Below are 12830 nucleotides of genomic sequence, written 5' to 3'. Positions count from 1 at the left end.
GAGGGGGCGCGTGTTCAACCCCGCGGGGTTCTCTGGGCTGTCGTGTTGGTCTGCGCCGTGCGCGAATCGGCATTCGGTGCATCGCCGCGCTCGACCAGTGCCTTGTCGCCGGCATCGAGCCGGTACTGCATGGCCACCTTCTGCGGATTCACTTCGGCACCGGGACGCACGCGCTGCAGGCCGTTGACGATCACCACGTCGTTGGCGCCCAAGCCGCTTTCGATCACGCGCAGGCCATGGAACAGCGCGCCGGTGTCGACCTTGCGGTATTCCACCTTGCGGTCCTTGCCGACCACGTAGACGAACTGGTTGCCGAGGTCGGTGCCGATCGCGCGGTCGTCCACCAGCACGCGAGAACGCGCCTGACCGCTCTGCAATTGCACGCGCGCATACAGGCCCGGTGTGTACAGACCATCGGCGTTGTCGAACACCGCGCGCAGGCGCATCGTGCCGGAGCCGGTGTGCAGCTGGTTGTCCACGAAGTCGAGGCGGCCCTCATGCGGATGGCCGGATTCGTCGGCCAGTCCCATCGCCGCCTCGATGCGGGCGCTGCTGCCGGCCTTGGCCGCACCGGTGCGCAGATGATCGAGCTTGAGCCAGGTCTGTTCGTCGACGTCGAAATAGACGTAGACCGGATTGACCGAGACCACGCTGGTCAGCACGTCGCTGCTGGTGACCAGGTTGCCGGGCGTGACGCGGGCATTGCTGACGCGGCCGTCGATCGGCGAGCGCACCTGGGTGAAATCCAGATTCAGTCGTGCGGCGGCCAGTGCGGCGGTGCTGGCGGCGAGTTGGGCGCGTGCGCTCTGCTCGGCCGTGTCCTGGCTGTCGGCTTCCTGCTGCGCCACGGCATGCTGGGCCAGCAGCATCGCGGCGCGACGCTGGTTCGTCTCGGCCAGACTCAAGGCGGCTCTGGCCTGCGCCTGATTCGCGCTGAGCCGGTCGACCTCGGCCTGGTATGGGCGCGGATCGAGCTGGAACAGCACGTCGCCCTTGTGTACCAAGGCGCCTTCCTGGAAATGCACCGAATCGACGAAGCCGCCGACCCGCGGCTGCACCTGCACCGTGTTGACCGCCTGCAGCCGGCCGGTGAATTCGGCGCTGTCGCTGACCTGGCGGGTCAGCGCCTGGGCTACGGTGACTTCGGGCGGCGCACCACCGGCGGGGGTTTGCGCCTGGCTGTTGTTACCGTGCAGCAGCACCCAGCTGCCCAGCGCACCGGCAGCAATCAGAGGGGCCAGCATCCATTGTTTTTTCATCTCGCGCTCCCAGAACCTTGGTAGCCGGGCGCAGGTCGTCCGGCGAAGGGTCGAGAGAATAGGTGTACTTCGTGGTATAGAAAATCCGTTTCTTGCGCATTACACTCGTGAGCCGCAGTCACGAATCGACGAGGAATTGAAACAATGGAAGACTTTTCCGCAATTTCGACCTTCGTCCGCGTGGTCGAGGCCAAGAGTTTCGCCGCCGCCGCCGCCCAGCTGGGCATGACCCCGTCCGGCGTCAGCCGGGCGGTGGCGCGACTGGAAGCCCAGCTCGGCGCACGCCTGCTGTTCCGTTCCACACGTTCGTTGCGATTGACCGACGATGGGGCCGCGTTCCACGCACGTTGCAAGGAGATACTTGCCGATCTGGCCGAGGCCACCGAAGCGCTCAACTACTCGAACCGCAAACCCACCGGCAAGCTGCGTGTGGGTATTTCGCTGTCGGTCGGCCGCGCCGCGGTGATCCCGCGGCTGACCGAATTCGAGCAGCGCTACCCGGACATCCGGCTGGAGCTGTCGATGAGCGACATGCCGATGGACCTCAACGGCGAAGGACTGGATTGCGCCATCCGCGTCGGCCAGCTGGAGGATTCCAGCCTGATCGCGCGCAAGATCGGCTACCTCAGCAACGTGGTCTGCGCCGCGCCGGAATACCTGCGCAAGTACGGCGCGCCGCGCAGCATCGAGGACCTGAAGGACCACCGCTGCATCAACTACGTCTATCCGAACGGACGCCCGCGCCAGTGGCAGTTCGACACGCCGGGCGGGCAGGTGAGCGTGGACATCGACGCGCACATGCTGATCAACGACGGCGAATCAGTGATCCAGGCGGTGGTGGCGGGCCTCGGCATCACCCAGGTGCCGCACATGTTGGCCGCGTGCATGCTGGAGAAAGGCATGCTCGAACTGGTGATGACCGACACCACCTCGACCGGCAAGCCGGTGTGGATCGTCTACCCGCAGAAGAAGCACCTGTCGGCCCGCGTGCAGGCGTTCATCGAATGGGTGCGCGAGCTGTTCGACCGCACCAACCAGCCGGGCCAGTGCGCGGTCGGTGCACAGAAAGCGATACCGAAACCGGTGCGCGAAGAGGCGCTGGTCGAAGTGGCGTAGACACTCGTCAGCCGCGGCCGGGCGTTCGGCCGCGACGAATTCATGCGCCGGCCGGCACCAGCAACAGCAGCGCCACGCCGAGCACGATGCGGTAAACCGCGAACCAGGTGAAACGGTGCGTGCGGATATAGCCGAGCAGCCACTTCACCGCGATGAAGGCCACGATCAGCGATACGATGAAACCCACGATCAGCGCGCTCCAGTCCTCGTGCGCGGCGCCGCCGCTCTTGAGTACCTTCAGCAGCTCGTAGCCGGTGGCGGCATACATGGTCGGGATGCCGACCAGGAACGAGAACTCGGTGGCCGCCGCACGATTGCTGGTGCCCGCCAGCATCGCGGTGAAGATCGTCGCGCCCGAACGCGAGGTGCCCGGAAAGATGCCGGCCACCATCTGCGCGATGCCGACCAGGATCGCCACACGCCAGGTCACCTGGGTGCGATCGACTTGCTTTGCGGCCAGCGCTTCCGCACCGAGCATCCAGAAGCCGCCGATCACCAGCGCCCACGCAATCGGCGTCACCGTCTCCGGCAGCTTGAAGCCGTAGTGGGTCACTACCAGGCCCAGCACCGCGGTGATCATGAACGCCACGAACAACTTGAGCAGGTAAGCGCGGTTGGCCGGGTCGCGCCATTGCGTGAACAGCTGCCAGATGCGCGACCAGTAGATCATCGTGATGGCGAGAATCGCACCCGCCTGGATGCCGACATTGAACAGATCCGAGCGCGCACCCAGCCCGAATTTCTCGGCGATCAGCAGATGGCCGGTGCTGGAGATCGGCAGGAATTCGGTGATGCCTTCGATGATGCCGAGCAGGATGACGTGGATCAGATCGGTCACGGGACAGTTCCAGATAATGTGGAAGTGCGCCGACAGGTTCTGGCGCGCCGGCAGGAAGCGGCATAGCTTACGGGTTTTGCCGGCGCGAAAGATGACCGGGCCGAAGCGCGTGCGATGGCTTCGATCGGCTGCCGCTGATGCCCGAAGTGATCGCCCGCAGGCCGCGCGAACGTATTTGGTCGGCGCCTACTATCTGCCCGTTGCATTCAGCTGTAGATTGCCGAAACACCTGTGAGGAGCTGCTGCCGTCCATGCAACGCGCCACGCCTCTGCAGCACTACCTGAGCGCCGACCCAGATCGGCAGGTCACGTCGTCACAGCGAAGTGAGCCGTGACGGAGGTGTCTGTCACTGGCACGCTGGAACAGGCACTGGCCCACGCCGCACGCCTGCTGGACACGGATCCGGCGCTGGCCGTCGAGCAGCTCACCGAGATATTGAAAGTGGCCGAAGGCCACCCCGCGGCGCTTAGGTTGGTGGCGGTGGCGCGCTCGCTGCAGGGTGATACACAAGCTTCGCTCGCCATCCTAGAGCCCTTGGCGCGAACCCAGCCGAACTGGGCGATGGTCCATCTCGACCTAGGCCTGGCGCTGGGCCGCGACGGGCGCGGGCAGGAAGCGATCGATGCGCTGCGCCGGGCGGTGGTGCTGAAGCCGGAACTGCCGCAAGCCTGGCGCGTGCTGGGCGATCATCTGATGGCGGCCGGCGAACAGGAGGCCGCCGATGCGGCGTACGCCAACCACGTACGTTATTCCACCCACGATCCACGCCTGCTGGATGCCGCCGTTGCACTCGCCGAAAATCGCATCCCAACGGCTGAAGCCGTGCTGCGCGAGCATCTAAAGCACGCGCCGACCGACGTGGCTGCGATCCGCATGTTCGCCGAAGTCGCGGCGCGTCTGGGTCGCAACGAGGACGCGCTGAACCTGCTCGCGCGCTGTATGGAGCTGGCACCCAGCTTCCATGCCGCACGCCAGAACTATGCGCTGGTCCTGCATCGCAACAACCAGCCGGAACAGGCGCTGGTCGAGATCGAGCGTTTGCTGGCGGCGGAACCCGGTCATCTCGGTTGCCGCAATCTCAAGGCGGCGGTGCTGTGCCGGACCGGTGACTACGAGCCCGCCATCCGCATCTACACCGACTTGCTGGAACACTACCCGCGCAATGCAAAGGTGTGGGTGAGTTATGGCCATGCGCTGAAAACCGCCGGGCATGGCGACCGCGCCATCGACGCTTATCGCCAGAGCTTGCAGCTTGAACCGACCTTTGGCGAAGTCTGGTGGAGTCTGGCCAATCTGAAGACCTTCCGCTTCAGCGCCGACGATCTGGCTGCCATGCGCCGGCAACTGGCGCGCGAGGATCTCACCGAGGACGACCGCCTGCATCTGGAGTTCGCCGTCGGCAAGGCACTGGAGGACGTTGGCGAGTACGAAGCTTCGTTCCGGCATTACGCGCAGGGCAACGCGATCCGCCGCGCGCAGGTGCACTACAGCGCCGACGACACCCATGCGCGGGTGCAGCACATCCGCGAGCACTACACGCGCGACTTCTTTGCCGCGCGCGCCGGTGCCGGCAGCGCAGCGCGCGATCCGATCTTCATCGTCGGCCTGCCGCGTGCCGGCTCCACCCTGATCGAGCAGATCCTGTCCAGCCACAGCCAGGTCGAAGGCACGATGGAGCTGCCCGAGGTCACCTCGATCACGCGCATGCTGCGCGGGCAGGGCGATGCCGACAGCGCAATGCCATACCACGGCGCGCTGGCCGCACTCGATGTCGATGCCTTGCGTGCGCTCGGTGAACGTTACCTTGCGCACACGCGGATCCAGCGCAAGACCTCGGCACCGCTGTTCATCGACAAGATGCCGAACAACTTCATGCATATCGGCCTGATCCATTTGATGCTGCCGAACGCGAAGATCATCGATGCGCGCCGGCATCCGCTGGGCTGCTGTTTTTCCGGCTTCAAGCAGCATTTCGCGCGCGGGCAGAATTTCAGCTACGACCTCGGCGATCTGGGCCGTTACTACCGTGACTACGTCGCGCTGATGGCACATTTCGATGCCGTGCTGCCCGGGCGCATCCACCGCGTCGTGTATGAGCGCATGGTCGAGGACACCGAGGGAGAGGTACGCCGCCTGCTCGAGTATTGCGGCCTGCCGTTCGAGGAATCGTGCCTGCGCTTCTTCCAGAACGCGCGGCCGGTCCGTACCGCCAGTTCGGAACAGGTACGCCAGCCGATCTACCGGGAAGGGGTGGATCACTGGCGGCATTACGCAGCATGGTTGGGGACGCTGGCATCGGCGTTGGGGCCGGTACTGGAGAGTTATCCCGGCGTGCCGGAGTTGGAGGAGTAACAAATTGTTCTAAAAAGGGCTGTCCTGCCCTTTTTCAAAGTAGCTACTTCCGCTGGATTGTCGTGGATTAGAGAGGGGAGCTTTATGCACGCGAGCAAGTCAAAAAAAATCACGAGAGCACAACGAGTGCGGTTGGTCCGCTTGCCGCTTGCGGCGGCGATCTGTCTGGCCATGGCCGCGCCTGCCTTCGCGCAGGACACGGTGGCGCCCGCGTCGTCGACCACGACGACGGCCGCAAAGCCGGCCATAAAGCCGAAAACCACGACATTGAGCGAGGTGACGGTGACCGCGCAGAAGCGCACCGAGAATCTGCAGAAGGTGCCGATCAGCATCAACGTGCTGGCGGCGGATCAGCTTGAGGCGCTGCAGGTGCAGAACTTCAACGATTACGTGAAGTACCTGCCCAGCGTCACCTTCCAGCAGGGCGGCGGCGGCATCGCCACCGGTCCCGGTTTCGCCACCATCTACATGCGCGGCGTGGCCAGCGGTGGCAACACCAACCATTCCGGCTCGCAGCCGAGCGTGGGCGTGTATCTCGATGACCAGCCGGTCACCACGATCCAGGGCCCGCTCGATATCCACATGTACGACATTGCCCGCATCGAGGTACTGGCCGGGCCGCAGGGCACCTTGTATGGCGCGAGCGCCGAGGCCGGCGCCTTGCGCATCATCACCAACAAACCCGATCCCAAAGGTTTTGCAGCGAATTACACCGTCGGCATCGACCAGGTCGACCACGGTGGTATCGGCGATACCTTCGAAGGCATGTTGAATATCCCGATCAGCAGCAACGCGGCCGTCCGGCTCGTCGGCTGGCACGAGCACGATGCCGGTTACATCGACAACGTGGCCGGCACGCGCACGTTCCCGGTTTCCGGCATCAGCGTCAGCAATGCGGACAACTGCACACCGAGCGCGACGTTGCAGTGCTTCGGGCACGCCAGGAAGGACTACAACGACGTCAACACCAATGGCGCCCGTGCGGCGCTGAAGGTCGATCTCAACGACGACTGGTCGATCACCCCGACCTTGATGGGGCAACAGACGATCTCGCATGGCAGCTTTGCCAGCGACCCCGTCGTCGGCAGTCTGGCGGTGACCCACTTCTACCCAGAGCGCGTCGATGACCGCTGGTGGCAGGGCGCGCTGACCGTGCAGGGCAAGATCGGCAACTTCGATCTGACCTATGCCTATGCGCATCTCAAGCGCAACCAGGAAGAGCAGACCGACTACAACGACTACTCGTTCTGGTACGACACCCTGCTGCAGTACGGCGCCTATATCAACGACAACAGCGGCGCCCTGATCAATCCGTCCGAATACATCACCGACCGCGATCACTACACCAACAGCAGCCACGAACTACGCCTTGCCTCACCCAGCGACGATCGCCTGCGTCTGGTCGCCGGTGCGTTCTGGCAGAAACAGAAGCACGACATCATGCAGGACTACCAGATCAACGGCCTGGCTGACTCGCTGTCCGTCCCGGGCTGGCCAAACACCATCTGGCTGACCCGACAGATGCGCTACGACTATGACAAGTCGGTGTTCGGCGAACTGTCTTATGACTTCATTCCTGACGTACTCACCGGCACGATCGGCGGGCGTTATTTCCGCACCAGCAACCATCTGTATGGCTACTACGGCTTCAGCAAGGGCTTTTCGCCCAATTCGAGCTACGGCGAAGCCGGCTGCGTTTCGCCTGAGCAGTTCGGTGGTTCGCCGTGTCTGGACTTCAACCGACGCGTGAATGAAAGCGGCTCGCTCGGCAAGGTCAATCTGACCTGGAATATCACGCCCACCAAGATGGTCTATCTCACCCGTTCCGAGGGCTTTCGCCCGGGCGGCATCAACCGCGCGGGCCAGATACCGCCCTATCAGGCGGACTTCCTGACCAACCTCGAGCTGGGCTGGAAAACCACCTGGCTGGACAACCGGCTGTCGTTCAACGGCGCAGTGTTCCGCGAGACCTGGAATCACTTCCAGTTCAACGTGCTGGGCCCGAATGGCCTGACCATCATCGAGAACGCCAATTCGGCCCGCATCAACGGATTCGAGTCGCAGCTGAACTGGCAAGCCAGCTACAACCTGAATCTCAGTGCCGGCGTCGCGTTCTACGACGCCAAGCTGACCGCGCCCTATTGCGGATTCACGGATGCGGCCAACAATCCGGTCACCTATTGCCCGGCCGGCACGATCAACCCGCAGACGGGCCACGCCGTGAGCGGACCCCAAGCCCCCACCGGCACCCAGTTGCCGATCACGCCGCGATTCAAGGGCAACCTGATCGCGCGTTATACCTTCGACCTGGGCAGCGCTGACGCCTTCGTCCAGGCCGCGGTCGTGCATGTGGGTGAGCGCACGACCGACTTGCGGCTGGTCGAGCGCAGCCTGCTCGGCAATCTTCCTGCCTACAACTCCGTCGACCTTTCCGCAGGTGTCCAGAAGAACGGCTGGTCGGTGAACGTCTACGTCGACAACGTGTTCGACAAGCGCGCGGCGCAGTACAAGTTCACCGAGTGCGGCGTGACGAAATGCGGCGCCCACGATGTGGTGCCGCAGTATCCGAATGGGCAGGTCTACACCGGCTTCAGCCAGCCGCGCACGATCGGCATCCGCTTCAAGCAGGACTTCTAGCGGTCGACCACTGTCACACGGGATGAAAAGCCTCGGTGTGAGCCGGGGCTTTTCATTGGGATCGGGCCCTGAACCCTCATGCTGCTGACCGGAGCAGACGTCGAAACCGGCAGCACGGAACTGGACCGGGATCACCGCAACAGGTGCACCATAACGGTGCAAAATCTGTCGTCGCTCCGTGTTGCGTTGGTGCTAGCCTAAGCGTTCGCCATACCCGGTTACTCCGCCAATGCTTGTGCCACAACGGTTTCACGTCATGGCACGAGGATTGCTCTGAAGCGATATCCCTTTCCCTGTGAGGCTCTGCCATGTCTGCTCAAAAAGTGCTCGATCTGATCGTGGAACACGAGGTCGAGTTCGTCGACTTCCGCTTCGCCGACATGCTCGGCGTGCATCACCATGTCAGCTTCCCGGCCCATGCGATCGACGAGTCGACGTTCGAGGACGGCAAGATGTTCGATGGCTCCTCGATCACCGGCTGGAAGGGCATCAACGAGTCGGACATGATCCTGCTGCCCGATCCGGACACCGCCCATCTCGATCCGTTCAGCTCGCACGTGCAGCTGATCCTGCATTGCGACGTGCTGGAGCCGTCGACCATGCAGGCCTATGGCCGCGACCCGCGCTCGATCGCCAAGCGCGGCGAGGCATTCCTGAAATCCACCGGCATCGCCGACACCGCGTTCTTCGGTCCCGAGCCCGAGTTCTTCATTTTTGACTCGGTGCGCTGGCAGAACGATCCGGGCCGCGTGTTCTACGAGATCGGTTCGGAAGAAGCGGCGTGGTCGTCGCGCTACAAGTACGAAGGCAACAACTCCGGCCATCGTCCGGGCGTGAAGGGCGGCTACTTCCCGGTCAGCCCGGTCGATTCGCTGGGCGACCTGCGCGCGGACATGTGCAAGGTGCTGGAGTCGCTCGGCCAGACCGTCGAAGTGCACCATCACGAAGTGGCGAATGCCGGCCAGTGCGAGATCGGCGTGCGCTTCAACACGCTGGTGAAGAAGGCCGACGAATTGATGACGATGAAGTACGTCATCAAGAACGTGGCGCACCAGAACGGCAAGACCGTCACCTTCATGCCCAAGCCGCTGGTCGGCGACAACGGCAGTGGCATGCACGTGCACCAGTCGCTGGCCAAGAACGGCGAGAACCTGTTTGCGGGCGATCTGTACGGTGGCCTGTCGCAGACCGCGCTGTGGTACATCGGCGGCATCTTCAAGCATGCCCGCGCGATCAACGCGTTCGCCAACTCCACCACCAACAGCTACAAGCGTCTGGTGCCGGGCTTCGAAGCGCCGGTGATGCTGGCCTACTCGGCGCGTAATCGTTCGGCGAGCTGCCGCATCCCGTACGTGGCCAGCCCGAAAGGCCGCCGCATCGAGGTGCGCTTCCCCGATCCGATGAACTCCGGCTACCTGGTGTTCACCGCGCTGATGATGGCCGGCCTCGATGGCATCATCAACAAGATCGACCCGGGTGCGCCGGCCGACAAGGATCTGTACGACCTGCCGCCGGAAGAAGAGAAGAACATCCCGCAGGTCTGCTCCAGCCTCGACGCCGCGCTGGAAGCGCTGGACAAGGATCGCGAGTTCCTGAAAGCCGGCGGTGTGTTCACCGACGACTTCATCGACGCCTATATCGAAGTGAAGATGAAGGAAGTCACTAGGTACCGCGCCAGCACGCATCCGCTGGAATTCCAGATGTACTACTCGCTCTGAGTCTCCAGGGTTGCCACTGAGGTAACTTCAAAGCCCTGCTGGTGCCTTACCAGCAGGGCTTTTTTATGCCCGTCTGCTGCGGTCCTGACCTTTCGGAGCGAATTCCGGCACCGAGCGCGGAAAGGCCCAGTCACATTTCATTAACGAACCATCAAGTACATTAAATACATGTCGTGAGACACCGTTCCCACCGCACGGCGTGGTTCCCCTCCGCACCCTGCAATTAGATGGATCCCCCCAACCCGCAGACTCCCCTCTGCGGGTTTTTTTATACGGAACTGCCGTATTTGCACCAATTCGAATCATTGCCCATCATGGTGCAATGAACGAGGCCGACTGGCGTACATGGGCGGAACAGATGGCGACCGGGCTGGCCCGGGTCGATGCGGAGCTGCGCCTGCAGTGGATCAATCCGGCGCTGGCCGAGTGGCTGGAGCTGGGGCCGCGCAGTGCGATCGGGCAATCGCTGGGGCTGTGGCTGGATGAGGCGGCCCTGGCACAAGCCTCACGTGCACTGGCCGAGCAACGCCCATTGCAGTGGCGTGGCATATCGCTGGTAGCGGCCAGCGGTCGCGAAATCACGGCGGATATCGTATTGCAGCCGTTCGAGGATGGCCTGCTGCTGGAAGTGCATGCGCTGGCTGCGTCGCTGGTGACCAGCTCGCCGTTGTCGGCCACTTTGCGTGGCTTCGCGCACGAGGTGAAGAACCCGCTGGCCGGTCTGCGCGGGGCGGCGCAGCTGCTGCAGCGGCGAGTCGACACTGAGGACTTGCGCTCGCTGGCGGGCCTGATCATCGACGAGGCGGATCGACTCGGCGCCTTGGCGAACCGGTTGCTGCATCACGATGGCGCAGCGCAGCTTGGTCCGGTGAATATCCATCAACTGCTGGAGCGGCTCAGCGACTTGTTGCAGGCCGAGCCGTCGCCGCCGCAACTGCGACATGACTACGACCCCAGCGTGCCGGATCTGCTCGGCGATGCGGATCGGCTGCAGCAGATATTGCTCAATCTCGCGCGCAATGCACTGGAAGCCGGCGCGCATACGCTGACCTTGCGCACACGGGTCGAACACGGCCTGCGCCTGGGCGAGCGGGTGCTGCGCATGGCGCTGCGGGTGGACGTGATCGACGACGGCGCCGGTGTGCCGGTGGCCTTGCGCGACACGCTGTTCCAGCCGCTGGTGTCCGGCCGCGCCGACGGCACCGGTCTCGGGTTGGCTTTGTCGCGCGAGATCGCGCACGAGCATGGCGGCGAGCTGCGCTGCACGAGCCGGCCGGACGAGACGGTGTTTTCCCTGTATCTGCCGCTGGAGCGAGCGCATGACTGATTTTCGCAACCAGCACTTCTTTGCCCCTCCCCTGCAAGCAGGGGAGGGTTGGGGAGGGGTCAGCTCTTGACCTTCCTCGCCGCCCGAGCCACCCCCTCCCGGCCTCCCCCTGCGACCGAAGGAAGTCCCTTTGGGACAAGCAGGGGGAGGAGTCAAGCGAGACATGCACATGACTGAAGAAATCTGGATCGTCGACGACGACCGCGGCGTGCGCTTCGTGCTGGCCGAAGCGCTACGCGATGCCGGCCTGACGGTGCGCGAGTTCGGCGAGGTGGCGAGCGTGCGCGCGGCGCTGCACGAAACGCGGCCAGCGTTGTTGCTCACCGACGTGCGCATGCCGGGTGAGGATGGTTTGAGTCTGCTGACCGAACTGCAGGCGCAGGCGATCGGCCCGGTGATCGTGATGAGTGCCTACACCGACGTCGCCACCACCGCCGCGGCCTATCGTGCCGGCGCGGTGGACTACCTGGCCAAGCCGTTCGATCTCGATCACGCGGTGGCGAGCGTGCAACGTGCGCTGGCCAGTGTCGCGGCGCCGACCGTGACAGGCAGCCATGTGATTGCACATGAGCATGCGCTGCTCGGCGACAGTGCGCCGATGCGCGAAGTATTCCGCCTGATCGGCCGCGTCGCGGCCAGCGATCTGAACGTGTTGATCACCGGCGAAACCGGCACCGGCAAGGAGCTGGTCGCACGCGCGCTGCATGAGGAAAGCGCGCGGCGCGGCAAGTCGTTCATCGCGTTGAACACCGCGGCGATCCCCAGCGAGCTGCTGGAGAGCGAGCTGTTCGGTCACGAGGCCGGCGCGTTCACCGGCGCGACGCGGCGTGTCGCTGGCCGCTTCGAACAGGCCGAAGGCGGCACGCTGTTTCTCGACGAGATCGGCGACATGCCGCTGGCGCTGCAGACCCGTCTGCTGCGCGTGCTGGCCGGCGGCGAGTTCTACCGCGTCGGCGGACGCGAGCTGATCCGCGGCAACGTGCGCATCGTCGCCGCCACCCATCAGGACCTCGCGCTGCGCGTCGCTGCCGGACAGTTCCGCGCCGACCTGATGCACCGGCTCGACGTGGTGCGCATCGAGCTGCCGCCGCTGCGCACGCGACGCAGCGACATCCCGCTGTTGGCGCAACACTTCCTCGCCGCCACCGCGCAGGAACTGAAGCTGCCGCCGAAGCGCTTCTCGAAGGCCGCGCTGAAACTGGTCGCGCAGCGCGACTACCCCGGCAATGTGCGCGAGCTGGAAAACCTGTGCCGCCGGCTGGCGGTGATCGCGCCGGGCAGCGAAATCCTGCCGGCCGACCTGAGTGGCGGCACCAGCGCACCAAGCGGTGGCGAGTGGACCGATGCCTTGCGCGAGTGGGCGGTCGAAGCGCTGGCCGCCGGCGAGGCGGATATCCATGCGCGCGCCCGCGAGGCGCTCGATCAGACGCTGCTGCAGGCAGCCATGTTGGCCAGCGAAGGGCATCGGCAGAACGCGGCCAGTGCGCTGGGCGTGGGACGCAACACGCTTACCCGAAAACTGGGTGCGTCGCGGACTCGACGCAGCTAGCCCTACGTCCAGTCGAAGCGCGTTTTGTAGGAG

General features: G+C 64.3%; 8 protein-coding genes. 6 read left to right on the top strand and 2 right to left on the bottom strand.

Annotated elements, in window-relative coordinates; all coding sequences use genetic code 11:
* Positions 1-14 precede the first annotated feature (14 nt).
* Complete coding sequence (locus IE071_RS12825; protein WP_189441565.1) at positions 15-1259, bottom strand: efflux RND transporter periplasmic adaptor subunit; 1245 nt, start codon at positions 1257-1259, stop codon at positions 15-17.
* A 144-nt stretch (positions 1260-1403) separates the two neighbouring features.
* Between IE071_RS12825 and IE071_RS12820 the strand changes: the two genes are divergently transcribed.
* A complete protein-coding gene (locus IE071_RS12820; protein ID WP_189441564.1) occupies positions 1404-2375 on the top strand; it encodes a LysR family transcriptional regulator in 972 nt (323 codons plus the stop codon).
* Between the two features lie 40 nt (positions 2376-2415).
* On the opposite strand, the gene IE071_RS12815 is transcribed toward IE071_RS12820, so the two are convergent.
* The gene (locus IE071_RS12815; protein WP_189441563.1) at positions 2416-3213 is read right to left on the bottom strand and encodes an undecaprenyl-diphosphate phosphatase; all 798 of its coding nucleotides are present in this window, start codon (positions 3211-3213) and stop codon (positions 2416-2418) included.
* A gap of 562 nt (positions 3214-3775) precedes the next feature.
* Between IE071_RS12815 and IE071_RS12810 the strand changes: the two genes are divergently transcribed.
* The 5 genes from IE071_RS12810 (at position 3776) to ntrC (ending at position 12797) form a co-directional block, all read left to right on the top strand.
* Positions 3776-5566, top strand: a complete 1791-nt coding sequence (locus IE071_RS12810; protein WP_425503459.1) for a tetratricopeptide repeat-containing sulfotransferase family protein — start codon at positions 3776-3778, stop codon at positions 5564-5566.
* A gap of 84 nt (positions 5567-5650) precedes the next feature.
* The gene (locus IE071_RS12805) at positions 5651-8203 is read left to right on the top strand and encodes a TonB-dependent receptor (RefSeq protein WP_189441561.1); all 2553 of its coding nucleotides are present in this window, start codon (positions 5651-5653) and stop codon (positions 8201-8203) included.
* Positions 8204-8511: 308 nt separating this feature from the next.
* Entirely contained in the window at positions 8512-9921 is a 1410-nt protein-coding gene (glnA, locus tag IE071_RS12800; protein ID WP_189441560.1) for a type I glutamate--ammonia ligase, read from the top strand.
* 322 nt (positions 9922-10243) lie between these two features.
* Positions 10244-11248 (top strand): two-component system sensor histidine kinase NtrB, encoded by a 1005-nt coding sequence (locus tag IE071_RS12795; RefSeq protein ID WP_189441559.1) that lies wholly within the window; start codon positions 10244-10246, stop codon positions 11246-11248.
* 169 nt (positions 11249-11417) lie between these two features.
* On the top strand, positions 11418-12797 hold the full coding sequence (gene ntrC, locus IE071_RS12790) for a nitrogen regulation protein NR(I) (RefSeq protein ID WP_308427785.1): 1380 nt from the start codon (positions 11418-11420) through the stop codon (positions 12795-12797).
* Positions 12798-12830: the final 33 nt, after the last annotated feature.

Origin of the sequence: Rhodanobacter panaciterrae (genome assembly GCF_014651895.1) — a bacterium.
GTDB classification, from domain to species: domain Bacteria; phylum Pseudomonadota; class Gammaproteobacteria; order Xanthomonadales; family Rhodanobacteraceae; genus Rhodanobacter; species Rhodanobacter panaciterrae.
Note: the sequence above shows the minus strand (reverse complement) of the source record. Positions and strands in the feature narration are given on the sequence as shown.